A 24,860-nucleotide genomic window follows, 5' to 3' on the forward strand; every position below is an offset into this window, starting at 1 on the left:
GTGGGCCAGCCAATGAGCCGAGTGTTGCGCCGACGCATTGATTTGTTAAGTTGTTTTTTTAGGTCGATTGATTTAGAAAACAGCATAGTCCATCCCTTTCGGAGCAGCGCCATGACGGTTAAACAAATGCGTGCCTTCCTAGCCGTGGCCCAGAGCCTGAGTTTTGCCGCTGCCTGCGAGCGCCTGCACCTGTCCCAGTCGGCGCTGAGCCTGACCATCAAGGGGCTGGAGGAAGGGCTGGGCGGTCGCCTGTTTAGCCGTAACACCCGCAACGTGGCGCTGACTCCCGAAGGTGAATCCTTGTTGCCGTTGGCGCGTCGATTGATTGCCGACTGGGACAATGCCGAAGATGAGCTGCGCCAGCGCTTTACCTTGCAGCGTGGGCGCGTCACGGTGGCGGCGATGCCGTCGTTCGCAGGCAATTTACTGCCGCCGATCCTGAAGATATTCCGTGCGCGTTACCCTCAGGTGAATGTGACGGTGCATGACCTGATCAACGAGCAGGTGCTGGAGATGGTCCGCGACCGCCAGGTGGAGCTGGGCGTTGCGTTTGAGCCGGCAGAGGGGTCTTCATTAGCGTTTACGCCGCTGTACCTGGACCGTTTCATCGCTGTGGTGCCGGGTGACTCGCCGTTGGCGCAATGTGACGAGATCGCCTGGAAAACCTTGCTGGAACAGCCTTTCATCACCTTGCAGCGGCCGTCCACCGTGCGGGTCATGCTGGAGGAGCACTTGGGTGCCTTGCAGATGAAACTGCCCGTGGCCCTGGAAAGCCATCAATTGGCAACGGTGGGTAAGATGGTTGCCAGCGGCCTGGGCGTAAGTGCCGTGCCGGCGTTATGCGCGCAGCAGATGGAGGAGGCGGGGGCCCATTGCATCACATTGAATGGCCCGGTGATCGAACGACCGATTGGCGTGTTGACCAAGCCGGGGCATGAACTGTCGGCGGCGGCGCAGGTGTTATTCGATATTTTTCGCAGTGAGGCGGAACAAGGCAGGTTTCCAACTTTTTGAAAAGTGCCAACAAACACAAGTGGGAGTTGGCAAGCCAACTCCCACTTGAGGTCGAGATTTAGTTAGTAGTAACGATCGATCACTTTAACTTGCGAGCTGTCTTTGAAAGAGTCCCAAGCATGGTTAAGTGTGTCGAATACCTGCTCGATAAAGTTGCGATCGGCTGCGGCCTTCTTGCCGACATAACCCTGGCCGCGGCGGTACATCTTCAGGCGCGCCGCCAGCTCACGGTGATTGCGGTCAAACTCGGCTTCTTCGGTATGGGGCGCCAGGCAGTCAATTTGCACTTCGCCCGATTTTCCTACCCACAGAATATGATCGTCGAGTGTATCTTTCTGCGCTGCGAACATCTCAGCCAATTCATCGATAGTAGGTTGATTGTTCAGATTCATGTGTAAGCCCCTTGACCAGTTGGCGATCTATCAGTTGATTCCGTTAAAACTGCTTAGTTGTCTCCGGCGTTAAACGCCGGGCGTCAGTGACGGTCTGCCGAATACGGGCAGGGTCTTGAACCTGATGCATGTAGTTTTGCTGATGAACTGCTACGCAATGCATTCATAACGAAGACAAGCAGCCTTTGAGCTTCTTGTACCCGTTCCTTTCGGAACCGGTCAGCTTCATCAATCTGCCTTGTGGGCAGTGCACATCCGGAAAAAACAGCTCGGCGGTCAGACGAGCGCTTTCAAAACATCTGTTACCAACGCTCCCGATGCGGGAGACGTCTAGATCATGCAAGGACAAAAAGGTTACGTCAACGGTTATGTAGTGATTATTTTTGCGCACTACATAAATTTCAGGCGGGGCGGTGGGATGCGTGGAAACGTGACCTTGGCGTCATTTTTTGGAACGGTTGGTCGCTTGAACGAGGGGGAAACTCCACGCAAGCCCCTCATTGCCGTGTGTTGTTTGCCCTATCCGAGTCGCTCTGCAAGCAGCGGCAACAGCGCCTCGCAAGAGGCTTGGATTTTCACCTGCAACAGTTCATCCCCACGGGTCTTGCCCAGGTTGATAGCGATCACCGGCTTGCCTTGCTCGACCATGGCCTTGCACAGGCGAAACGCCGAATAAGCCATCAGCGACGAGCCCACCACCAGCAGTCCTTCTGCACACTCCACTGCAGCCATTGCCTTCGCCGCCGTCGGTGGGGCGACGTTCTCGCCGAAAAACACCACATCCGGCTTCAAGCGTTGGCCGCCGCAGTGGGGGCAGTGTGGGACCTGGAAGCGCTCTTCAAACGCCGGGTCGAGCAGGGTATCGCCATCGGGTGCCTGCATGGCATCGACGCCGGCCAGGTAGGGGTTATCAAGCTCCATCATTCGCTGGATCACATCGCGCTGGCTGCACTGCCCGCAATCCAGGCAAAGCACGCGGTGCAGGCTACCGTGCAACTCGATCACATCATGGCTGCCGGCTTGATCATGCAGGGTGTCGACGTTCTGGGTAACAAGGCCGGTGATGCGCTGGCGCTGTTGCAGGTTCGCGAGCGCCCTATGGGCATTGTTCGGCTGGGCGATGCGTACTCGCGGCCAGCCGAGCATCGCCCGCGCCCAGTAACGGCGTCGTGCTTGCGCGGTGGCCAGGAATTCCTGGTACATCATCGGCGCCTTGCCTCGACGCACCCCTTCGCTGTCGCGGTAGTCGGGGATTCCCGATGATGTGCTGATGCCTGCCCCCGTCAACACCAGAAAGCGTCGATCGGCCATGGCTCGGTACAAGGTATCGAGATGGTCTTCCTGATGTGCCAGGGTATCGAGCATGGTTTCTCCTATTCGCCGCGGATGTACTGCTCCAGTTGCTTGATCAGGTCAGCCTGTTCCGCGATGGCTTCCTTGACCAGGTCACCGATGGAGAGCAGGCCCAGCAGTTTGCCGTCTTCGACCACGGGCAGGTGGCGCAGGTGACTGTCGGTCATGATGTTCATGCACTCTTCGACACTTTTATGGGTATCGACGGTGATCACTGGCGAACTCATCACTTCGTGGACCTTGGTGGTGACCGACGACAGGCCCTTGAGCATGATTTTGCGCGCGTAGTCACGTTCGCTGATGATGCCCACCACCACGTCATCCTTGACCACCGGCAAGGCACCGACGTTTTTCTCCGACATGCGCACCAGCGCTTCAAACACGGTGTGATCCCATTTGATGGTGTGGACGTCCTGGTTTTTTTGGTCCTTGGCTTTGAGCAATTGTGCGACGGTTTTCATGGCAGCCACTCCGGAGTTGTTATTGGGACGTCAGCGGGTCACCTACAGAATCCTAGACCGCCTGCGTCGGGGCAAGATCTAAAGCGGCGTTAAACCCGTCGAAAAACGTCATTTACCGGTTTTTTTGTACGTTTACCCTGCAATAACCGGTTTTTTACCGCGCTTGGGGCTGGCCGCTGCTTTGCGTGATGCGGTTTTGCGCTTGTTTTTCCATGGCGTGGCGCCTTTGCCCGCCGGACTGGCGGGGCCGGTGATGGTCATGCGCATGCCATTGCAGCGCGCCACCTGCTTGCTCATCCAGGCCGCTTGCTTGGCGACGAACTCTTCCAGGCTCATTTCACCGCTTTGCACCATATCCAGCGCCTGTTCCCAGATGGCGGTGGTGCCAGGGTCGGCGATGGCGCGGGGTACCGCGTCGATCAGGCTGAATGCCGCCGGGGTGGCCGACAGCGCCTTGCCGTTTTTTACCAAGTACCCACGGTCGAGCAGCCCCTGGATAATTCCGGCGCGAGTAGCTTCGGTACCGATACCGGTGGTGTCCTTGAGTTTCTGCTTGAGCAGGGGGTCTTCCACCAGTTTGGCGACGTTTTTCATTGCCTTGATCAGGTCGCCTTCGGTAAAGGGCTTGGGCGGTTGGGTCCACAGGTCCTTGAGGTTGACCTTGGCTACCGCATAATCCTGGCCCTGCACCAGCGTCGGCAAGGCTTGCGGTGCCGGTGCCTCGCGGCCCTTGATCGGCGCCAGGGCCTCGGGCAAGGCGCGCTTCCAGCCCGGTTCGATCACCACCTTGCCCACCGCTCGCAACGCAAACCCGGCACAGTCGAAATCCGCCTGGGTGCGATCGTACTCATGGTTGGGCAGGAACTGCGCCAGGTACCGCGCGCGAATCAGCGTGTATACCGCGCGATGCTTGCCACTGAGTTGCCCCCACCTCCTTGCCGGCCCCGGTGGGGATGATGCCGTGGTGGGCGCTGACCTTGGCGTCGTTCCAGGCTCGTGAGCGGCGCTGGGGATCGACATGCGGCATGAGTTCGGCCACCGCCGTATCGGCGCGGCCCAGTGCGGCGAGGATCTTCGACGCTTCGCTGTGCTGGCTTACGGGCAGGTAGCCGCAGTCACTGCGCGGGTAGGTGATGACCTTGTGGGTTTCATAGAGGGACTGGGCGATGTCCAGGGTTTCCTGGGCGCCAAGGCCGAGCTTCTTGGAGCAGATCTCTTGCAGCGTGCCCAGGTCGAAGGGCAGGGGCGCCACTTCACGCATGCGTTCGGTGCGCAGTTTCAGCAGCCGGGCGCTGGCGGCATTGCTCATTGCATCGGCGGCTTCGCGGGCCAGTCGCGGGTTGAGGCAGCGACCTTGATCGTCGCAGGCGTCCTCGGCTGCGCGCCATTGCGCGGTGAAGGTCATGCGCGCGTGGCGCAGGTCCACATCGATGGCCCAGTAAGCCACCGGTACGAAATCGGCGATGCTGCGGTCGCGGTCCACCACCAGGCGTAAGGTCGGCGTTTGCACCCGGCCCACCGGCAACACGCCCTGATAGCCGGACTGACGCCCAAGCAGGGTAAACAAGCGACTCATGTTCATGCCGATCAGCCAGTCGGCGCGCGAGCGGCCCAGGGCCGAGTGATACAGGCTGAACGTTTGCGCGCCGGGCTTGAGCGCCGCCAGGGCCTTGCGAATGGAGGCATCGTCCAGCGCCGACAGCCACAGGCGCTGAATCGGCCCGCGATAGCGGCAGTGCTCCACCAGCTCGCGGGCGATCATCTCGCCCTCGCGGTCGGCGTCCGTGGCGATCACCAGTTCCTGGGCCTCCCCCAGCAAGCGCTTGACGGCCTTGAACTGGCTGGCGGTCTTGGGCTTGACCTGCATTTTCCATTTTTCCGGGACGATCGGCAGGTCGGCCAGCACCCAGCGTTTGTACTTGGCGTCGTAGGCATCGGGCGGGGCGGTTTCCAGCAGGTGGCCGATGCACCAGGTGACGGTGACCCCATTGCCCAGCCAGCAGCCGTCGCCGCGTCGGCTGGCACCGAGCACGGCCGCTATGTCCTTGGCCTGGGAGGGTTTTTCACAGAGGTACAGCCGCATGGTCGTCACATCAGATCGGGTTGATGCTGTGCAGGATGCGCAGTCAAGGCCGATTCGGCAACTATTATCTGTATGGATGTACAGCAATGTGTGTGGCTGGTTGAACTTTAATGTGAGAGGGGGCTTGCTCCCCTCCCACAGAGGTCGCGGTGTGGCAAATCAGTTCTTATCGATATCCACATGCCGGGTTTCTTTGAGGCAGAACAACCCCACAATCAGGCTCACCCCGGTAATCACCACCGGGTACCACAAGCCGTAGAAGATATCCCCGGTGTACACCACCAGCGCAAACGACACGGTCGGCAGGAACCCGCCAAACCAGCCGTTACCGATGTGGTAGGGCAGCGACATCGAGGTGTAGCGGATACGCGTCGGGAACAGCTCCACCATCAACGCCGCGAGCGGGCCGTAGCACATGGCCGCAATCAGGATCAGTGCGACGATCAGCACCACCACCATCACTTTGTTGACCTGCGCCACATCCGCCGAACTCGGGTAGCCGGCCAGGGTCACGGCGCCACGCAGGGCTTGTTCGTCAAAGCCGTCGATGCGCACCTCACCGATGCTCACCTGCACCGGGCTGCCGGCAGGTGCGGCGACGCTGCTGTACGGCAGGCCTTGTTTGACCAGGAAGGTCTTGACCTTGTCGCATGGGCTGTCAAAACGCGCCTTGCCCACCGGGTCGAACTGGAAGGTGCAGGTGGCGGGGTCGGCGAGCACGGTGATCGGCGCCTGGCGGCTGGCCTGGTCCATCGCCGGGTTGGTGTAGTGCGCCAGGCTTTTGAAGATCGGGAAGTACAGCACGGTCGCCAGCAGCAGGCCGAGCATCAGCACCGGCTTGCGCCCGACTTTGTCCGACAGCCAGCCAAACAAGATGAAGAACGGTGCACCAATCACCACGCTGATGATCAGCAGCATGTTGGCCAGCGCCGGGTCCATCTTCAGGAACTGCGTGAGGAAGAACAGCACATAAAACTGCGCCGCGTAGAAGGTCACGGCTTGCCCGCCGTTGATGCTGAACAGCGCGATCAGCACCACCTTGAGGTTTTCCCATTTGCCGAACGACTCACGGATCGGCGCCTTGCTGGCCTTGCCTTCCTCTTTCATTTTCAGGAACGCAGGCGACTCATGCAGGCTCATGCGGATCCAGGTGGAAATGCCCAGCAGCACGATGGAGAACAGGAACGGAATCCGCCAGCCCCACACCTCGAACTGGTCACCGGTGAAGTAACGGCAGGCCAGCACCACCAGCAGCGACAGCAGCAGGCCGATGGTCGCGGTGGATTGAATCCAGCTGGTGTGCAAGCCGCGCTTGCCGGCCGGCGCGTGTTCCGCCACATAGGTGGCCGCGCCGCCGTACTCGCCGCCCAGCGCCAGGCCTTGCAGCATGCGCAGCACGATCAGGATGATCGGGGCTGCGATGCCGATGCTCGCGTAATTGAGCAACAGTCCGACACAGAAGGTCGCCACGCCCATCAGGATGATGGTGACGAGGAAGGTGTACTTGCGCCCGATCATGTCGCCCAGGCGGCCGAACACCAACGCGCCGAATGGGCGCACCACAAAGCCGGCCGCAAAGGCCATCAAGGCAAAGATAAACGCCGTGGTGTCGTTGACCCCGGCGAAGAATTGCTTGCTGATCACCGCCGCCAGGGCGCCGTAGAGGAAAAGTCATACCACTCGAACACCGTCCCCAGGGACGAGGCGAAGATGACTTTCTTGGAGTCGTTGCTGGTGCTCGCGTCGCGCGTCGAGCCCAGGGTTTGAGCGTGTTCTGACATCGGGTAGCCCTCACAGTGATTATTTATTGTTGTTCCACTGTCGGCGCCGGGTACGGCGCCGCTATTCAGATTGCATGAATCAGTTCTTTCTCCGGGGCGAGGCTCCTTGTAGGCGGCGAAAGGATCAGTTGCGCGGCTTTCTCCGCGATCATCAGCGTCGGTGAACAGGTGTTGCCGGAGGTGATACGCGGCATGATCGAGGCATCGGCGATGCGCAGGCCGGGTATGCCATGCACGCGCAATTGCGCATCGACCACCGCGTCTTTGTCGCTGCCCATGCGGCAGGTGCCCACCGGGTGAAAGATTGTCGTGCCGATACGCGCCGCGGCTTCGTGCAGTTGGGCTTCGGTCTGCGGTGAATCGCCCGGTAGATATTCGACCGGGTTGAACTGGCCCAGGGCCGGGGCGGCGACGATGCGTCGGGTCAGGCGAATCGCATCGGCGGCCACGCGCAGGTCTTCGGGATGGCTGAGGTAGTTGGGCCGGATCAGCGGCGCATCCGCCGGGTTGGCCGAACGGATATCGATACGTCCACGGCTCTGCGGGCGCAGGTCACACACCGAGGCGGTGAACGCCGGGAACCCGTGCAACGGCTCGCCAAAACGCTCCAGGGACAGGGGTTGCACATGGTATTCAAGGTTGGCCGAGGTCTGCTCCGGGCCGGAACGGGCAAATGCACCGAGCTGGCTGGGCGCCATCGACAGCGGGCCGCTGCGGTCATACAGGTAGCGCAGGCCCATGCCCATCTTGCCCCATACGGAGCCGGCGATCTGGTTCAGGGTGCGGGCGTTTTCCAGCTTGTAGATCAGCCGCAGTTGCAGGTGGTCCTGCAGGTTACCGCCGACGCCGGGCAGGTCGTGCAGCACCTCGATGCCCAGCGGCTTGAGCACGCCGGCGGGGCCGATGCCCGAGCGTTGCAGAATGCCTGGCGAACCGACGGCGCCGGCGCAGAGTACGATTTCCTTGCGCGCCTTCCACTGCACCTGCTGGCCTCGCTGGCGCCCGACCACGGCTGAGGCGCGGCCGTTTTCCAGCAGTACGCGGTCTACTTCCACGCCAGTCAGCACGGTGAGGTTGGGCCGTTGGCGGATCGGCTTGAGAAACGCCTTGCCGCGTTCCAGCGCACCCCGGCTTTCTGGTTGACCTGGAAGTAGCCGCAGCCCTCGTTGTCGCCCTGGTTGAAGTCATTGATAGGCGCGATACCGCTCTGCGCCGCCGCTTCACGGAAGGCATCAAGGATCGGCCACGATAATCGCTGTTGCTCGACCCGCCATTCACCGCCGTCGCTGTGGAACTCCGAGCTGCCGGCAAAGTGGTTTTCGCTTTGCTTGAACAGCGGCAACACGTCTTTCCAGGCCCAGCCGGAGTTGCCTTCGGCCGCCCAGCCGTCGTAGTCCCGGGCCTGGCCGCGCATATAAATCATGCCGTTGATGGACGAGCAGCCGCCCAGCACTTTGCCCCGTGGGTAACTCAGCGCACGCCCTTGCAGGCCTTCCTGGGCTTCGGTCTTGAAGCACCAGTCGGTGCGCGGGTTACCGATGCAGAACAGGTAGCCGACGGGGATATGGATCCAGGGGTAATTGTCGCGACCACCGGCTTCGAGCAGCAGCACGCGGTGGGCGGGGTTGGCGGACAGTCGATTGGCCAGCAGGCAGCCTGCGGGGCCGGCGCCTACTACCACGTAATCATATTCAGCAGCTGCAATGGGCATCTGAGTCTCGCTTGTTTTTCTTATTGGCCCCATCCTAGTTGTTAGTTTTCGTCTTAAAAATGTTAGTTTTTACCCAGCTGCTGTGCGTTTTTAAACAGCGCTGCCCAGGCTGATGGAATGGAGGCGACATGTTCGACTGGAATGACCTGCGGTTCTTTCTTGAGTTGCAGCGCAGCGGCCGCCTGCTCACCGCCGCGCAACGTTTGAAGACCACCCATGCCACCGTGGCGCGGCATATCGAGGCCATTGAAAAAAGCCTCGGCACGGCGTTGTTCGTGCAGCACGCCCAAGGCTACGAATTGACCCCCTCCGGCGAAGCCCTGCTCAAACACGCCGAAGCCATGGAAAACGTCGCGCTGTTGGCCGAAGACGAACTCACCCATTGCGCCGCGCCCTTGGGCAAGATCCGCCTCGGCGTGGCCGAAGGCCTGGGTGTGATGTTTCTGGCCGGGCGCATGAGTGGGCTGTTCGAACGCTACCCGGGGTTGGAAGTGGAGCTGGTGGCGGTGCCGCGCTTTGTGAGCATCCTCAACCGCGAAGCGGAAATCAGCATCCACCTCGAACGCCCCAGCGTCGATCAACTGGTCACGCGCAAGCTTACCGATTACCGCCTCTCCCTTTACGCCAGCCGTGCCTACCTGGAGCGCAATCCGCCGATTGAAAAGCGCGAAGATCTCGCGGCTCATTCGTGGATTGATTATGTGGACGACCTGCTCTTCAGCCAGGAATTGAAGTTCCTCAGCAGTTTCTGCCGGAACCCCAAAGTGGTGTTCCACAGCACCAGCGTCATCGCCCAGCAACAGGCGGCACGCTCGGGGTTGGGCATCGCGGTGCTGCCCTGCTTCATGGCCGCCGGCGACCCGGACCTGGTGGCATTGCTGCCCGAGGAGGGCATCCAGCGCAGCTACTGGATCAGTTCGCGCCGGGAGCTGCACAAGTCGGTGCGCCTGCGCGTGTTGTGGGATTACGTGGTGGAGTTGTGCGCGCGCGAGCAAAAGCTGTTGCTGGGCGAGGCCTGACCGATAAAACCGGCTGGGAAAGTGGCACGCCGTTAACGACTTCCTTGAGAGCCGGGGCGCTGTGGGCGGTCATGGGAGTGCCATCGTCAGAGAAACCAGCGGTATTCGCGCGCATTGATTTCTTGTTGAAAGGCCAGGTGATCCTGGCGTTTGTTCTCGCAGTACACGTCGACAAATTCGGCGCCAAGCTTATCGCGCAACACAGGTTGATGTTGCATGGCGCGCACGGCGTCGAGCATTTCCACGGGGAAGTCGGCGCCGCTGGTGCGGTCCTCGTTCAGGGGCGCGATGGGTTCCTGCCTGGCTTCAAGGCCATGTTCCAGGCCAACAAGGATCGCCGCCAGCACCAGGTACGGGTTCGCGTCGGCACTGGCCAGGCGATGTTCGATACGCAAGTTACGCGGGTCGGACTCGGGGATGCGAACGCACGCATCACGGTCTTCAAACCCCCAGCAGGCGCGGGTGGCGGCGTTCACGGTGCCGCCCAGGCGGCGGAAGGCGTTGTGGTTGGGCGCGAAGATCGGCATGCAGTGCGGCAGCAATTCCAGGCATCCGGCCACGGCATGGCGCAGCGGTTGCTGTTGGTGGGCCGCCAGCAGGTTATTGCCCGCACCGTCATAGAGACTCACATGCACGTGCATGCCACTGCCCGGAAATTGCAGGTACGGCTTGGCCATGAAACTGGCTCGGTAACCCTGCTTGAGCGCCACGCCACGGGTGCTGCGGCAGAACAGTGCGGCCCAGTCGGCGGCGCGCAGGCTGTCGTCCTGGTGGCCGAAGTTGATCTCGAACTGGCCCGGGCCGAGTTCGGCGGTGATCACCGTGATGTCGATGCCCTGGTCCCTGGCTGTCTGCGCCATGTCATCGAGCACCTCGCTGAAACGCGACAGCCGTTCGATATGCAGGTTGGGCTGGTCATCGGCATCGTCGCTCAGTGGGTCGCGGGCGAACTGCGGCAGGCCGTGGTCGAGTTTTTTGTCGAACAGGTAGAACTCCAGCTCAAACGCGACCACCGGATGAATACCTTTGTGGCGCAGGCGCTCGAGCACCTTGGCCAGCACTTCCCGAGGTTCGAATTCGATAGGCGCTTCGGTGCCGTCGGAGGTGATCAACATTTGCCCCAAGGGTTGCGATTCCCAGCTCACTGGCTTGAGCGTTCCCGGCACCAGGCGGCGGTTGGCGTCGGGGTCACCGTCGTTGAAGCAGTAATCGCCGATGTTGAACAAGCCACCCTGAGCCCCGAGCAGCACTGCGTTCTGCGGCAGTTTCAACGGGCTGCCGGCGGCGACCTTTTCCAGCATCTCGATGGGGTAACGCTTGCCGTAGAAGTGTCCGGGTATATCCAGGGCGATCAGGTCGACATAACGCACGTCGGGATGCTGCTGGCGAAAGGTCCGTACTTCGGCGAGCAACGCGGGGGAATGGCTTTTCACGGGTGTTGCTCCTAGTTGTAGACCCACAGCACGCGGGCGGGCAGGTCGGTCAGGTTGGCATAGCGGCAATGCGCAAAACTGGCCAGGTGAAAACTGTCGCCAGGGCCGAGGGTGACCGCATCGGCCTCATCCTCCACCCACAGCGTCAACTCGCCCTCCAGCACAAAACCGGCTTGCTCGGCGCGGTCGCTCATGGGCTGTTCACCGCTGTTGGCGCCGGGTGCCAGCAGGCTGTCGAGCATGGAAAAGGCACCGTTCATGCTGGGGGAGACCAGGATGTCGGTGATGCCGTTGGCGTAATACAGCGTGCGCCGCTCGTTGGGGCGGGTGATCCAGTCGACCGCCTTGGGTTTGGGCTGGCTGTAGAAATACGTGGTGGGCACATCAAGGGCGTGGCTGATGGCGGTGAGATCGGCCACGGTGGGGCGCGACAGGCCACGTTCGACCTGGGACACAAAGCCCACCGAACGTTCGATTTTTTCGGCAAGTTGGGCCAGGGTCAGCTTCTTGTGCTTGCGCAGATCGTGGATCAAGGCCGCGAGGGTAGCGAGTTCTTCTTGTGGTGTCATGAAATTTATGTCTAAAAATTTCATGAAAAAATACAGGATTAATTTCATGCTGGCAATGGCGAGCCAGGTCGTTGACTCCGGGTGGCGAGGGAGCTTGCTCCCTCACCGCAGCGGTGGTTACTCGCGTTCGTAGCTGTCCACCTGCTCCCCGTCGGCATTGAAGACATTCACCCGGTTTTCGTTTTTCGCGTCCCAGATGCTGTAAGTCGCGTCGTTGCTGTTGGTGGGTAGGCTGTAGGTGGTGTACGAGCCAAGCTTTTTCACCAGGGTGTTGTTTTTGTCGATCAGTACCAGGCCCCTGAAACCATCCATTTCCGCCGAGGCGAGGTTTTTCTGGAAGGGGTTGAGTCGGGTGTATTTGAGGGGCACGCGCAGCTTGCCGGTGAGATCGAGCGCGCCGTAGTGTTCACCCTTTTTGACCACGGCCATGCCGTTGGAGAACGGTTCGACTTCGTCATAGGGCAGGCTGATGGGCACGCTTTTGCCTTCTGGGTTGATGAAGCGGTACTTCCCGCTCTTGCGGTCTTGCAGCAGTTGCGGCTGGCCTTGGATAAACGCCCCGATGGCCGTGCTGCCGGGTGGGTTGAGCTTTTGCAGTTGCAGGGTGTAGATGTCTTTCTGGCGACCGTCATCGGAGGTGCTGTAGAGGAAGTCACCGATGACTTCGATGTTGGAGAACCGCGGCGCCAGCAGTTCCTTGCCGGCCAGGTTCCACACGCCGTAGGACGAATCGCCCCCGTAGGTCTTCAGCCCGGGCCGGCCAATGAACAGGTCGCCGACTACCTCGACATTGACGTATTTCATCGGCACCACCACCTGCTGTTTCTTCACGTCGTACACGCCATAAGGGCCGTTGGTTTCGCGTTCGACGATCATCAGGTCCGCGTTGATAGGTTTCTCGATAATCTCGAACGGCAATTCCTTCAACGTATGCCCGCCGGGCACGAACGCAAAGTATTTGAACAGCAACTGGCTCCAGCCATCTTTCTGCGGTGTGCGGCCCACCTGCATGTTGAACACACCAGGCATCGGGCTGTACTCGATGCGCTCAAAGCGCGGCTTGACCACCCATTGCCCGTGGTTGTCGATAAAGCCGCTTTTTTGCGTGGCGTTGTCGTAAGCGATATAGCGAGCCTGGGCCGGCACGCTGTTGTGCATCTCCAGCGCCAGGGTTTGCGGTTGGGCGGGGTCCAGCAGGTAGATGACGATGCTCGCCGGGGTGTCTTCGAACTGGTAGGTGGCGTGCACGTTGGTCAGGGCGCCGGCGCTATCCGGCAGGCCTTTGACGAATTGCTCCAGGTGTTCCTGCAGCGCGGCGCTGGTGGTATAGCGCGAGAAATTGTCCTGCATGCGCAGCAGTTCGTCATAGTACGCGCGCAGGTTGGCCTTTTGCTCGGCGGTAGGTAGGAGTTGCTGCTGTTACCGCCGCTGTAGAGCGTCTTGCCGTCGGCGCTGAGACCCTCGATCACGTAGCTCTTGTTCTTGGGGGTGGCCAGCAGCAGGGACGCGCGATCGTCAGCCAGGGCAGTCAACTGGTAGACCTCACCGTCGTCGCCGGTGACTTTCGGATGTTTCGCGTCCAGCACGATTTTTTTGACGCCGGGGTAGCTCGGGTACGTGAGAGTGACGCTGACGCGCTCCACCGGCTTATTGACCTTGAGTTCGACTTTGGACGTGTCCTGCTCCTCTGCGTTGTCGACCCCAACAGCGGCAAAGTGTTGTTGCGTCCCGTCGCGAAAGTACAGGGTTTGTACCGCATAACGTTCTTCCTCGCGCTGGTCGGGCAGGGCGCCACGCTTGAGCACCTCGCGGATCGGCTCCACATCCAGTTTCAGCCCCGACTGGTTGTCGAAGAACAACTGCTCGAACACAGGCATCTTCTGCGCGAGCGCTTCCAGCGCCGTTTTCAGCTCGGCAGCGGGGAAGGGCACGAAAGGCTCGTCATAGCGCAGCTGTTTTTTCTCGCCGGACGACGCGGCGGTGTCGGCTACCGGCGAAATCTCCAGGCGCATGCTCTCGATCATTGCGATCTGGTTGATGCTGTCGCGTGCATCCATCACCAGGTAGTTCAGGCGTTTTTTCGCTTGCTCCAGTGTCAGGCTATGTAGGTCGTCCACCGCCCCTTCATTGAGCTGTTCTTCACTGTAGTCGGGGCCGCTGACCAAGCCTGTGACAACGTGACGGTCAACCAGGTAATAGGTCGCGCCACCGAGTATGGCGATAACCACCAAGGAACTGGCGAGGAGTTTGGTTCGGGTCAGGGCGGTTTTCATTATTGTCAGACTCGAGAAGAGGGCTGGCGCAAGGTTAGCAGGTGAACGGTGGCGGACGTGCCGGGCGCACGCAGTTTGTTCGAGCTGACCTTAATAGAGCCAATTGTTCTATTCGCGCCATGGAGAAACGAGAGGTTATTCGCTAGTTTTCATACACATCCTTCACGCAGTCGGGTCAGCAGTACTGCCCAGTCGCAAAGATAAAGGCATATTGCTATGAACGAGTGTTCTGCTGACCCAACGTCGGTTATTCCGCCCTTTACGGTGCGGGCGCTTCATTGCCCCTCTCCCATCCGCATCGACGAAGCATTGGGGCGGGAGGTGAATGAGCGGCTTATGAAATGGATCGAACATATCGGTATTTTTCCCGGCAAACGGGACAAAATTCGCGCCTCGGATTTTGGTCGCTACGCCATGTTGTGCCATGTGGATACCGATGATCCCGACCGGCTGCTGCTCCAGGGCCAATGCCTGGCGGCATTGTTTGCCGTCGACGACCATTATTGCGACGACCGTTCACTTGGCTGCGATCCCCGCCAAGTCGCGCCGCGCTTATCGTTTGCGATTGCCGCCATGGACCCCGCTTACCTGCCTGCGCCTTTTGATGCTCAACTGGACATTCAGCTCAACTGCGATCCGGTGCTGATTGGCCTGCGCGCGTATATGCGGCGCGTCAGCCAGTTTTGCACACCGTCCCAAGTTGCCAGGGTGCGCCAAATCAGTATTGCAATGTTTGTAGCGATGGCCGCCGAGGGAGCCTGGCGTGTGTATGGCACCCGGCCGACTGTCGCCGAGTACCTTGCCAGTCGGCATATCAACAGCTTCTGGCCGTGCCTGGTCTTGATCGACCCCGTCGGCGGTTATGAAGTCCCGGCCAATCTGTATTCGCAACCGCAGGTGCACCGTGTCACGGCCCTGGCGTCCCTTGCTACTACCTTGGTCAACGATTTGTACTCGGCCTACAAGGAGCACCTGAACGAGGTTGGCACGTTCAAACTGCCGTATCTGCTGGCGGCACAACACCACTGCTCCCTTCAGGAAGCGATCAACAGGATTGCCGATATCCATGACGACGTGATGCATCAATACGAAGCAGTTGAGCGTGCGCTATTGACGGACGCAACCCCGCTGCTGCAACGCTACCTCATGGGGCTTAAGGCATGGGTGGCAGGGAATCTGGAGTGGCACAAACATAGCGCGCGATACCAGGCCGATTTCATTCGGTGAATGATTGCGCGCGCCTGCGGTCGGAACCTGGGTACGCGCCATTCATTGAAGGAGTACCGCATGACGTCCAAATCCCTGCTTGCCTGCGTTTTAGTCGCTGCCAGCCTGTCCACCGCCAGCTTTGTGGTGCAGGCCGGTGATACTCCCCAGGAAACCGTGCAGCCTTCCAACATCAACGCCCGTGATTTAAAAGAGGGCGACCGTGCTCCGGATATTCTGATGCGCAAGGAGTCGGCCATCAGCGACTGGAAAAAACGCGGCCTCAAACAGCCGGAAGAAGAAAGCCAGTGGGCCCGCGTGGGCGATAAATACGTGCTGCTCAAAACCACCAACGGCACCATTCTGGAGATCACGCCTGTTAAAAAGTGACCTCCTTTTTCGCTGTTCTTGCGTTAAGGTAACCGGCCTCTATGGTCGCGTTACCTCTGGAAGAATGAGAGCAGGATGCTTGCCACCCTTAGAAATTACCCTCGCACCGTAAACCTGTTGCTGTGTGCCACGTTGCTGCTGACGCTGGCCAAAGCGATCACGTTTCCGTACCTGGTGATCTACCTCACCCGTCACTTTGCCTTGGATATCAGCCAGGTCGGCCTGGTGATCGGCAGTTCGCTGATCGTCGGTTCGTTGTTGAGTGTCTATGGTGGTTTTCTTGTTGACCGCATCAACAACTATCGTTTGCTGCTCGGCATGAGCCTGCTGTTTGTGCTGGGGTTTATCGGCACGCTGCTGGCGCAGACCATCTGGGCGTTTTATAGCTGCCTGATTCTGATCAACCTGGCCTACGCGGTCATCGACATCGCGGTAAAGGCCGGGTTTGCCAGCCTGTTGCCTGAAGACGCACGCAGCGAAGTGTTTTCCATCAAATACACCCTGACCAATATCGGTTATGCGGTAGGGCCGTTTTTCGGGGCGATGGTGGCCAAGCTGGATATCAGCTTGCCATTTATGCTGTCGGCGCTGTTGGGGGCGGGGTTCTTCCTGCTGTACTGGCATTGGGGCGACCGCACGCTGACCCGTGTGGATGTCGCACAAAAACCGGTGTCATTCCTGGCGGTGGGCGGTGTGCTGCTCAAGGACCACCGTCTGGTGTGCTTCACCCTCGGCGGCCTGCTCAGTGCGGTGGTGTTCGGACAGTTCACGGCATACCTGTCGCAATACCTGGTGACCACCACCACCGCCGAATACACCTACACCGTGATCAGTGCCGTGCTCACCACCAACGCCGTGCTGGTGATCGCCCTGCAATACCTGATCGGCAAGCGTATCTCCCATCGTTATCTGAGCCAGTGGCTGATTGTCGGCTTGAGCATGTTCATGCTGGGGTTGATTGGTTTTGCGTTGTCCACCAGCGTGCTGTGGTGGGTGCTGGCGATGGCGGTGTTCACGGTAGGGGAGATTATCGTGTTCCCGGCCGAGTACATGTTTATCGACCGAATCGCCCCGGACCACCTGCGGGGCATGTACTACGGGGCGCAGAATCTGTCCAACCTTGGCGCGGCATTGGGGCCGGTGTTGTGTGGGCTGGTATTGGCCAGCCTGCCGGCGCACTCCATGTTCTACATGCTGGGTGCCTTTATCATCGGCGGTGGGGTGTTCTATTTCATCGGGGCGTCGTTGAAGGCCAATCCTCCAGCGTGAGTTTGCCTACGTTGTTGCTGTGCAGTTCGTAGCGCAACTCTTCAACCATCTTTTCCACTTCCTGCGGCGTCTGCAGCCGGTTGGTGCTGATCCCGGTGACCACCAGGTCCACCCGGCCGGTTTCGGCGTCGTAGACCTTGAGGGTCAAGGACGCATCCCGGCACAGCGTAAATTCGCAGGTCAGGGGCGACAAACCTTCTTCGATGCAATTTCGCAGTTGGGCGAGGGTAAACATTCGGGTTCCTTCAAAGCATAGGTTCATGCTTTAAAGGTTATTGATTGCCCGCAAGCACCATAAGGCGAATTCGCACTAGCCCTACTAGTGCATTTGCACTGTCAACGCTGGTTTTTTAACCGTAATTCCCCCGCAAACAGCCCGCGTTCCCGGGCCCATACGATGGCTGCACTACGGCTGTGCACCCCCAGCTTCGAGTACACCGTGGCCACATGGTTACGCACGGTGTTGGGCGCCAGTTTCAGGCGCGAGGCGATCTCCTTGTCGGCCAGCCCCTCGCAGATCAGGCCCAGCACGTCACGCTCACGGGCAGTGAGGTCGGTGTAGCTGACGTTGGGCGCATTGGGGCTGTTGACGCTCTTGGCGTTGGCCAGTTTTTCGATCAGGGTCTGGCTGAACCAGGAGGCGTCCTGCATCACTTCCTCGATCGCCGCCACCAGCTCCAGTTCCGAGCGTTTGCGCTCGGTAATATTCATCAGCACCAACAGGTAGCACGGTACGTCCTGGATGATCACCGTGTCGGCCGACACCACGCAGTCGATCACCTCATGGCCCTTCTTACGCACCTTGAGGTCCTGGCCGTCGAGGTTGCCGGCTTTTTCCAGGGTGGCGAACAGCTGCGAACCCACTGCGGCGTTGTCGATAAAGTCGATGTCTTCGATGGATTTGCCGATCAGTTCTTCGCTGATATAGCCGGTGATGCTCATGAACGCTTCGTTGACGTCCACCACCTGGCGGTTGGCGGCGTTGCACACCAGGGTGGGAACCGGCGTGAGGCGGAACGACTTGGCGAAGCGCTCCTCGCTCTGGCGCAGGGCAATCTCTGCCTTGCGGCGCGGCTCCAGGTCCATGAATGAAAACAGCATGCAGTCTTCTTCGTTCATGTCCAACGGCTGGCCGGCCACGATCACCAGTTTGCTGCCGCCTTCGGGCAGTCTGAGTTCCGCCTGCATCTGCGGGATGGTCGAGCCTTCGCCCAGGCGCTGGATGGCCAGGTCCTTGCGCTCGGCCTGTTCCAATACGTCCAGCTCATAGACCGATTTGCCGATGACCTGGTCGCGGTTGTAGCCGGTCATTTCCAGAAAGCCCTGATTCACCTTGATATAACGCAGGTCGCTCAAGCGGCAGATCACCGCGGGCGCCGGGTTGGCGTTGAAGGTTTTCTCGAAACGCTGCTCGGCGCTGGCCCATTCGGTGGCGTCGCTGAGGATCAGCACCAGCAACTCCGGCTCGCCGCGAGAATCATTGATCACCAGGCTGCGCAGACGATGCACCCAGGTTTTGTCCGGGTCGGCGGTGGGGGTGACTTCCACCACCACGTCGCTGAACTCGTCACCCGCCGCTGCGCGGGCCAGCGGGTAATTGTCCGGTTGCACGGGATGGTTGTTGCGATAGCGCAGGGCGAAACGCTCGACATATTGCTGCCCGCTGGCGCCCAGGCCCATCACGTCACCCACCCCATGCATGTTCAACGCGGCTTCGTTGGCCCAGAGGATGGTCTGGTCAACCTCCGCCAGAATCACCCCGTCGGACAACCCGGAAATGATCTGCTGCAGTTGGCGGCGGTTGGTTTCTTTGGCGAGCACATCCTGAGTCATGGGTTCTCCTTGGGGTTGGGCGCATGGGAATACGACATCCGTGCTTCAGGATAGTGCAGAGAAACTGCCCCTGATCGCGCTATGCAAGCACCCGGCAGGCCGTTGCCTCTGCGCCGGACGTTCTTGTGCGCTGTACTTGCCAAACCCCACCGATTCTGGGAAAACCCCAGCCTTTACGCCTTCAACGAGAACCCCATGAGCCACGACGAACTGCAGATCATTGACACCCGCCTGGGCACCGGCAAAGCCGTGGTCAAAGGCGCGCTGATCACCACCCAATACACCGGGAGGCTGGAAGACGGCACGGTGTTCGACTCGTCCTGGGCGCGTGGCAAGCCGTTCCAATGTGTGATCGGCACCGGGCGCGTCATTAAAGGCTGGGACCAGGGCTTGATGGGCATGCAGGTCGGCGGGGTGCGCACGTTGTTCGTGCCAGCGCATTTGGCCTATGGCGAGCGGTCGATGGGCGCGCATATCACGCCCAACAGCAATCTGCATTTTGAAATCGAGTTGCTGGAAGTGCTGACGCGGGATGATTGAGAGAGACGCCAGATATGGATATCACGTGCTCTGTTGAGGGGCTTCGGGTGGATGAGCTGACTGCCGGCGACGCAGCCGAGCTACAGCATTTTTTTCGAGCAGGCGCCGGCATACTTCATCGCGGTCAACGGCGAACCTGCCACGCCGACCGAAGCGCATGACGAATTGCAGGGGCAGTTACCGGCGGGCTGGCATTGCAGCCGGATGTACTGGCTGGGCTATCGCGACGCTGACAATCGTTTGGTCGCCGTGGTGAATATCGCGGCGGATCTGCTCGCGCAGGGGGTATGGCATATCGGGTTGTTGCTGGTGGAGTCGCGCCGGCACGGCACTGGCCTTGCGCAGCGGCTGCATGCGGACCTTGAGCGTTGGGCGGCAAAAAGCGGCGCCCAATGGCTGCGGTTGACGGTGGTGGTGGGTAACACCAGGGCCGAGCGCTTCTGGCCCAGGCTTGGGTATGTGCCAGTGCGCATGCGTGACGGGGTTAGGATGGGGCGGCAGGTGAACAGGGTGTCGATTCAGGTCAAGGCGTTGGCGGGTGGGAAGGTTGAGGACTACCTGGCGTTGGTTGAACGGGATCGACCAGGCACACCCTAGGGGCATAGGTCTGTGCACCATTGCCGGTGAGCGAAGAATCTGTGGCGAATGGCTGTTGTGGTGAGCGGGACAAGCCCGCACGTTTGATCTTCTGCGTGTCCAGAAGCCGGTTCCTGAACCCATCCTGAAGAATCTTCTTATTCACCATTCGGACACTTTCCTACGGTTTACTCTCCTGAGGTCGGGGCGTAAGCTTCGCGCGTTTTCATCAATAGCGGAGACCCTCAGTGGGTACTTGTTCGAGTGACAGTAGTCGGCCGGTTTCGGTAACCGGCACAGGCTTGGCAAGGTAACGCGCATTCATCCGATGCCGTTGTCTCGCCAAAAAAGCGAGAAGCGGCATCTCGGCAGCGGCCTGTCCTGGCAGCTGTTTGATTCCCTCTCATCGACGCTGACCAGCACCTGGGTAACCTCGGGATGCGACGGACGCGCCTGCCTTTTAGGGTGGGCGGGCCAAGCCGGCTGTGCCTGTGTAACAGGCGCGGTGCGGAGGGGCGGTACCTGCACGACGGTTTTTTCCTCGCGCAGGAGTTACACCATGAACCTCACCCTGTTGAAAGAGTTCTTTGCCGGTTTCCTGCGGACCCGGCACATCGCCCGGCATTTCCGTCGCCTGGCCATGCTCGAGACCGTCACCGATGCCAGCGTCAGCCGCGAAGTTCCGCCGACCCTGGCGCAAACCCTGGTGGTCGCGGCCAACAGCAGCAGCGTGCAATTGCTCGGTACCTTGGGCAGCCATATCGAGGGCCTGAACACTCAGGAAGCCGAGACCCTGCGCGCGCAACATGGCCTCAATGAGGTCGAGCACGAGCAGCCGCTGCCATGGTGGGTGCACCTGTGGCACTGCTACAAAAACCCGTTCAACCTGCTGCTGACGTTGCTGGCGGTGATTTCCTGGCTGACCGAAGATATGAAGGCCGCTACGGTGATTTTCTCCATGGTGGTGCTGTCGACGCTGTTGCGTTTCTGGCAGGAGGCCAAGTCGAACAAGGCCGCCGATGCGCTCAAAGCCATGGTCAGCAACACGGCCACGGTGCTGCGCCGCGATGAAGCCAAGCGCCTAGAATTGCCGATCAAACAATTGGTGCCAGGCGACCTCATCGTGCTGTCGGCCGGCGACATGATCCCCGCCGACTGCCGCGTGCTCAGTGCCAAGGATCTGTTTGTGAGCCAGGCGGCGATGACCGGCGAATCCATGCCGGTGGAGAAGTTCGCCCAGCAACAGGACGCCCACACGCGTAATCCGCTGGACCTGGAGAACATTCTGTTCATGGGCACCAACGTGGTGTCCGGCGCGGCCACGGCGGTGATCCTCACCACCGGCAACAGCACTTATTTCGGCGCGCTGGCCCAACGCGTGACGGCCACCGACCGTGCGACCACGTCGTTCCAGCATGGCGTGAACAAGGTCAGTTGGTTGCTGATCCGCTTTATGTTCGTGATGGCGCCGCTGGTGTTGTTCATCAATGGGTTCACCAAGGGTGACTGGACCGAAGCGCTGCTGTTCGCGCTGTCGATTGCGGTGGGCCTGACTCCGGAAATGCTGCCGATGATTGTCACGTCGACGCTGGCCAAGGGCGCGGTGTTTCTGTCGCGCAAGAAGGTCATCGTCAAGCGCCTGGACGCGATCCAGAACTTCGGTGCGATGGATGTACTTTGCACCGACAAGACCGGCACCCTGACCCAGGACAAAATTTTCCTGGCGCGCCATGTGGATGTGTGGGGCGAAGAGTCCGACGACGTATTGGAAATGGCCTACCTCAACAGCTACTACCAGACCGGCCTGAAGAACCTGCTGGACGTGGCGGTGCTGGAGCATGTGGAGGTGCATCGCGAGCTGAAGGTGGGCACGGCGTTCCACAAGGTCGATGAGATCCCGTTTGATTTCAACCGTCGGCGCATGTCGGTGGTGGTGGCCGAGCAAGGCTTGCCGCACCTGTTGATCTGCAAAGGCGCAGTGGAAGAGATCCTGTCGGTGTGCAACACCGTGCGCCATGGCGACACCAGCGAGGCGCTCACCGATGAACTGCTGGCGCGCATTCGCCAAGTGACTGCGGCGTTCAACGAAGAAGGCCTGCGCGTGGTGGCCGTGGCCGCGCAACCGATGGCACCGGGGCGTGACACCTACAGCCTGGCAGATGAAAACAACCTGACATTGATTGGCTACGTGGCGTTTCTCGACCCACCCAAGGAGAGCACTGCGCCGGCACTCAAGGCGCTCAAGGCCCACGGTGTGTCGGTCAAGGTCTTGACCGGCGACAACGAGCTGGTCACCGCCAAGATCTGCCGCGAAGTGGGCCTGGAGCAACAGGGCCTGCTGATGGGCAACGACATCGAAGACATGACCGACGCCGAACTGGCAGAAGCCGTTGAAGTCACCAATGTGTTCGCCAAATTGACGCCCAGCCACAAGGAACGCATCGTGCGCCTGCTCAAGGCCAACGGGCATGTGGTGGGCTTTATGGGCGACGGGATCAACGATGCGCCGGCATTGCGCACAGCCGATATCGGTATTTCGGTGGACAGCGCGGTGGACATCGCCAAGGAGGCGGCCGACATCATCCTGCTGGAAAAGAGCCTGATGATCCTGGAAGAGGGCGTGCTGGAAGGCCGGCGCACCTTCGCCAATATGCTCAAGTACATCAAGATGACCGCCAGTTCCAACTTCGGCAACGTGTTCTCGGTGTTGGTGGCCAGTGCGTTTATCCCGTTTTTGCCGATGCTGCCGATGCACCTGCTGGTGCAAAACCTGTTGTATGACATTTCCCAGATCGCGATTCCGTTCGATAACGTCGACGACGAAATGCTGGCCAAGCCGCAACGCTGGCAGCCTGGGGATGTGGGCCGTTTCATGCTGTTTTTCGGGCCGATCAGTTCGATCTTTGACATCACCACGTTCGCACTCATGTGGTACGTGTTCGATGCCAACACACCAGACCATCAGACGCTGTTCCAGTCGGGCTGGTTCGTGGTGGGGCTGCTGACCCAGACGCTGATCGTGCACATGATCCGTACCCCGAAAATCCCGTTCCTGCAAAGCCGTGCGGCGATGCCGTTGATGGTGATGACCGGCGTGATCATGGTCGTAGGGATTTTCCTGCCGATGGGGCCGCTGGCGCATTACTTCAAACTGCAGGCGTTGCCGTCGCTGTACTTCGTGTTCCTGCCGGTGATTTTGCTGGCGTACATGGCGCTTACCCAGGCCGTGAAGGGCTACTACATCCGCACATTCGGCTGGCAGTAACAACCTCAGCTCAAATGCCCCCGGCCCCCGCAGGGGTCGGCGGCGGCATACAGGGAAAGTGCTTATGCAAGCAATCAACAACATCAACCTTGACTCCCTCATCGACACCCTGGTCAGCCTGACCGCCGCGTTTATCCTTGGCGGGCTGATCGGGTTCGAACGCCAGTACCGCCAGCGCACGGCGGGCTTGCGCACCAATGTGCTGGTGGCGGTGGGCGCGGCGATTTTTGTCGACATGGCCAGCCGCCTCGGTGGCGCGGAAGGCGCGGTGCGCGTGGTCGCCTACGTGGTGTCGGGCATCGGTTTTCTGGGGGCCGGCGTGATCATGCGTGAAGAAGGCAATGTGCGCGGGCTCAACACCGCCGCCACGCTCTGGGCGTCGGCGGCGGTAGGGGCATGCGCCGGTGCCGATCTGGTGCTTGAAGCGCTGCTGGGCACGCTGTTTGTGCTGGCGGCCAACACCCTGCTGCGGCCCATCGTCAATAACATCAACCGCCAACCGCTGGATGTGGTGTCGGCGGAGGTCACCAACATCCTCTATGTGATTGCGCGACGGACCCAGCAAACCGCAGTGTTGGCATTGCTGGAAGCCGAGTTGGCGCGTTGTAACTACCCGGCCAGCGATGTCGATGTGCGGCCCTTCGGTACCGAGGAAGTGGAGATCGAAGCCACATTGGCGGTGACCTCAGTAGATGGTGACGAGCTGGATGCGCTGGTGGCGCGGATCTCCAGATCAACCTTGGTGGTACAGGCCTTCTGGAGCCCCAGTACCACCGAATAGCTGCCTGGGCGCAGGCTGACTGTGCCGAGGAAAAGTCCTACTACTACGCGAGACTATCCCTTCATCCAAAACGGCATGCCGTTGTTAAGGTTTGCGCGCTTGCGCCTGCTCAGCAGTCAAGGTGCGGCGTTACGTGGTGACTGTGATTTCAAGATGAGGGGCTTTTACTGCCTGAGGCGTTGCGCAGCGTAATCAGTGCCGTTTATCGGAACTGTTACTTTTCACAGGTAGTTGGGCCTCGCGTGATATGTAAGCGTACTGATCTTCCTAGGGGAGTCTTATGAGCAATAAAGCTTTAATTGTGGACGATCATCCTTTTATACGCGCCACCGTGAAGCATCTGTTGAAGCAGGAAGGCTTCGATACGATTTTCGAGGCGGGTAACGGTGCCGACGCCATGCAGGTTGCACGCGAAGAGCGGCCGGATCTGGTCATCCTCGACCTGGCAATGCCCAAGCTTGGCGGGTTGGAGGTGATCAGTCGGATCAAGGCGCTGGAACTGCCCTGTAAGATCCTGGTGCTGACCTCGTACTTGGCGGTGTTTTTTTCCACCCGCTGCATGCGCGCCGGAGCGATGGGGTTTGTCGCCAAGACTGGAGAGCTCGATGAGTTGCAAAAGGCAATCCGGGCGATCCGCTCCGGCTACAGTTGCTTCCCCAGCCTGCCTACCAGTTCGGTGCGCCGCGATGATCTGCAATCTACCGAGCAGGAGTTGGTGGACGCGTTGTCCGACCGCGAATTGACTGTGCTGCAAAAACTGGCTTTGGGCCTGGGTAACAAGGATATCGCCGAGGACATGCTGTTGAGCCACAAGACCATCAGTACCTACAAGACGCGGCTTAAGGAGAAGTTACGCATGTCGTCGGTGGTACACCTGTCCAAGTTTGCCCAGCGTAATCATTTGATCTGAA

At 60.1% G+C, this 24,860-nt stretch carries 18 protein-coding genes and 4 pseudogenes; 10 read left to right on the forward strand and 12 right to left on the reverse strand.

Going from position 1 to position 24,860, the window contains the following annotated elements; translation table 11 throughout:
- Nucleotides 1-111: 111 nt before the first annotated feature.
- Entirely contained in the window at nt 112-1,014 is a 903-nt protein-coding gene (locus tag AB4O25_RS00710) for a LysR family transcriptional regulator (RefSeq protein WP_017530494.1), read from the forward strand.
- 62 nt (nt 1,015-1,076) lie between these two features.
- On the opposite strand, the gene AB4O25_RS00715 is transcribed toward AB4O25_RS00710, so the two are convergent.
- The 6 genes and pseudogenes from AB4O25_RS00715 to AB4O25_RS00740 form a co-directional block, all read right to left on the reverse strand.
- The gene (locus AB4O25_RS00715; protein ID WP_017530495.1) at nt 1,077-1,406 is read right to left on the reverse strand and encodes a hypothetical protein; all 330 of its coding nucleotides are present in this window, start codon (nt 1,404-1,406) and stop codon (nt 1,077-1,079) included.
- A gap of 519 nt (nt 1,407-1,925) precedes the next feature.
- Nucleotides 1,926-2,771: an NAD-dependent protein deacetylase gene (locus AB4O25_RS00720; RefSeq protein ID WP_460150267.1), complete on the reverse strand. Its 846-nt coding sequence runs from the start codon at nt 2,769-2,771 to the stop codon at nt 1,926-1,928.
- A gap of 8 nt (nt 2,772-2,779) precedes the next feature.
- Complete coding sequence (locus tag AB4O25_RS00725; RefSeq protein ID WP_065878672.1) at nt 2,780-3,220, reverse strand: CBS domain-containing protein; 441 nt, start codon at nt 3,218-3,220, stop codon at nt 2,780-2,782.
- A 132-nt stretch (nt 3,221-3,352) separates the two neighbouring features.
- Nucleotides 3,353-5,303: pseudogene (locus AB4O25_RS00730) on the reverse strand (DNA topoisomerase III).
- A 159-nt stretch (nt 5,304-5,462) separates the two neighbouring features.
- Nucleotides 5,463-7,084 (reverse strand): annotated as a pseudogene (locus AB4O25_RS00735) (MFS transporter).
- 65 nt (nt 7,085-7,149) lie between these two features.
- Nucleotides 7,150-8,795 (reverse strand): annotated as a pseudogene (locus AB4O25_RS00740) (GMC family oxidoreductase).
- 128 nt (nt 8,796-8,923) lie between these two features.
- Between AB4O25_RS00740 and AB4O25_RS00745 the strand changes: the two are divergent.
- Entirely contained in the window at nt 8,924-9,814 is an 891-nt protein-coding gene (locus AB4O25_RS00745; protein ID WP_017530501.1) for a LysR family transcriptional regulator, read from the forward strand.
- An 86-nt stretch (nt 9,815-9,900) separates the two neighbouring features.
- On the opposite strand, the gene AB4O25_RS00750 is transcribed toward AB4O25_RS00745, so the two are convergent.
- The 4 genes from AB4O25_RS00750 to AB4O25_RS00765 all read right to left on the reverse strand — a co-directional run bounded on the left by AB4O25_RS00750 (nt 9,901) and on the right by AB4O25_RS00765 (nt 14,089).
- Nucleotides 9,901-11,247: a glutamine synthetase family protein gene (locus AB4O25_RS00750; RefSeq protein WP_116079642.1), complete on the reverse strand. Its 1,347-nt coding sequence runs from the start codon at nt 11,245-11,247 to the stop codon at nt 9,901-9,903.
- A gap of 11 nt (nt 11,248-11,258) precedes the next feature.
- On the reverse strand, nt 11,259-11,816 hold the full coding sequence (locus AB4O25_RS00755; RefSeq protein WP_017530503.1) for a helix-turn-helix domain-containing protein: 558 nt from the start codon (nt 11,814-11,816) through the stop codon (nt 11,259-11,261).
- Nucleotides 11,817-11,933: 117 nt separating this feature from the next.
- A complete protein-coding gene (locus tag AB4O25_RS00760; protein WP_460150269.1) occupies nt 11,934-13,166 on the reverse strand; it encodes a WG repeat-containing protein in 1,233 nt (410 codons plus the stop codon).
- Nucleotides 13,070-14,089: a hypothetical protein gene (locus AB4O25_RS00765; protein WP_460150271.1), complete on the reverse strand. Its 1,020-nt coding sequence runs from the start codon at nt 14,087-14,089 to the stop codon at nt 13,070-13,072. Before AB4O25_RS00765 ends, AB4O25_RS00760 begins: the two co-directional genes overlap by 97 nt.
- A gap of 216 nt (nt 14,090-14,305) precedes the next feature.
- Here AB4O25_RS00765 and AB4O25_RS00770 point away from each other — a divergent pair, with 216 nt between their 5' ends.
- The 3 genes from AB4O25_RS00770 to AB4O25_RS00780 all read left to right on the forward strand — a co-directional run bounded on the left by AB4O25_RS00770 (nt 14,306) and on the right by AB4O25_RS00780 (nt 16,954).
- Nucleotides 14,306-15,316, forward strand: coding sequence for a terpene synthase family protein (locus AB4O25_RS00770; protein WP_065878661.1), 1,011 nt, complete (start codon nt 14,306-14,308; stop codon nt 15,314-15,316).
- Nucleotides 15,317-15,376: 60 nt separating this feature from the next.
- Nucleotides 15,377-15,685, forward strand: coding sequence for an RcnB family protein (locus AB4O25_RS00775; RefSeq protein WP_017530505.1), 309 nt, complete (start codon nt 15,377-15,379; stop codon nt 15,683-15,685).
- Nucleotides 15,686-15,760: 75 nt separating this feature from the next.
- Nucleotides 15,761-16,954, forward strand: a complete 1,194-nt coding sequence (locus AB4O25_RS00780; RefSeq protein WP_065878656.1) for an MFS transporter — start codon at nt 15,761-15,763, stop codon at nt 16,952-16,954.
- On the opposite strand, the gene AB4O25_RS00785 is transcribed toward AB4O25_RS00780, so the two are convergent.
- Nucleotides 16,917-17,189, reverse strand: coding sequence for a DUF1652 domain-containing protein (locus AB4O25_RS00785; protein WP_017530507.1), 273 nt, complete (start codon nt 17,187-17,189; stop codon nt 16,917-16,919). The two genes, AB4O25_RS00780 and AB4O25_RS00785, sit on opposite strands and share 38 nt — an antisense overlap.
- Before the next feature lie 101 nt (nt 17,190-17,290).
- Nucleotides 17,291-18,787 carry a PAS domain S-box protein gene (locus AB4O25_RS00790; RefSeq protein ID WP_223496319.1) on the reverse strand — a complete coding sequence of 499 codons (1,497 nt, stop codon included), beginning with the start codon at nt 18,785-18,787 and terminating at the stop codon, nt 17,291-17,293.
- A gap of 195 nt (nt 18,788-18,982) precedes the next feature.
- On the opposite strand from AB4O25_RS00790, the gene AB4O25_RS00795 reads away from it, so the two are divergent.
- The 5 genes and pseudogenes from AB4O25_RS00795 (at nt 18,983) to AB4O25_RS00815 (ending at nt 24,859) form a co-directional block, all read left to right on the forward strand.
- Nucleotides 18,983-19,327 (forward strand): FKBP-type peptidyl-prolyl cis-trans isomerase, encoded by a 345-nt coding sequence (locus AB4O25_RS00795; protein WP_017530509.1) that lies wholly within the window; start codon nt 18,983-18,985, stop codon nt 19,325-19,327.
- A 14-nt stretch (nt 19,328-19,341) separates the two neighbouring features.
- Nucleotides 19,342-19,924 (forward strand): annotated as a pseudogene (locus tag AB4O25_RS00800) (GNAT family N-acetyltransferase).
- A 538-nt stretch (nt 19,925-20,462) separates the two neighbouring features.
- On the forward strand, nt 20,463-23,168 hold the full coding sequence (gene mgtA / locus AB4O25_RS00805) for a magnesium-translocating P-type ATPase (RefSeq protein ID WP_460150273.1): 2,706 nt from the start codon (nt 20,463-20,465) through the stop codon (nt 23,166-23,168).
- A 64-nt stretch (nt 23,169-23,232) separates the two neighbouring features.
- Nucleotides 23,233-23,949: an MgtC/SapB family protein gene (locus AB4O25_RS00810; RefSeq protein WP_017530513.1), complete on the forward strand. Its 717-nt coding sequence runs from the start codon at nt 23,233-23,235 to the stop codon at nt 23,947-23,949.
- A gap of 280 nt (nt 23,950-24,229) precedes the next feature.
- Nucleotides 24,230-24,859, forward strand: coding sequence for a response regulator transcription factor (locus tag AB4O25_RS00815; RefSeq protein WP_017530514.1), 630 nt, complete (start codon nt 24,230-24,232; stop codon nt 24,857-24,859).
- Nucleotide 24,860 lies beyond the last annotated feature (1 nt).

This window comes from Pseudomonas sp. S3_A03, assembly GCF_054668275.1.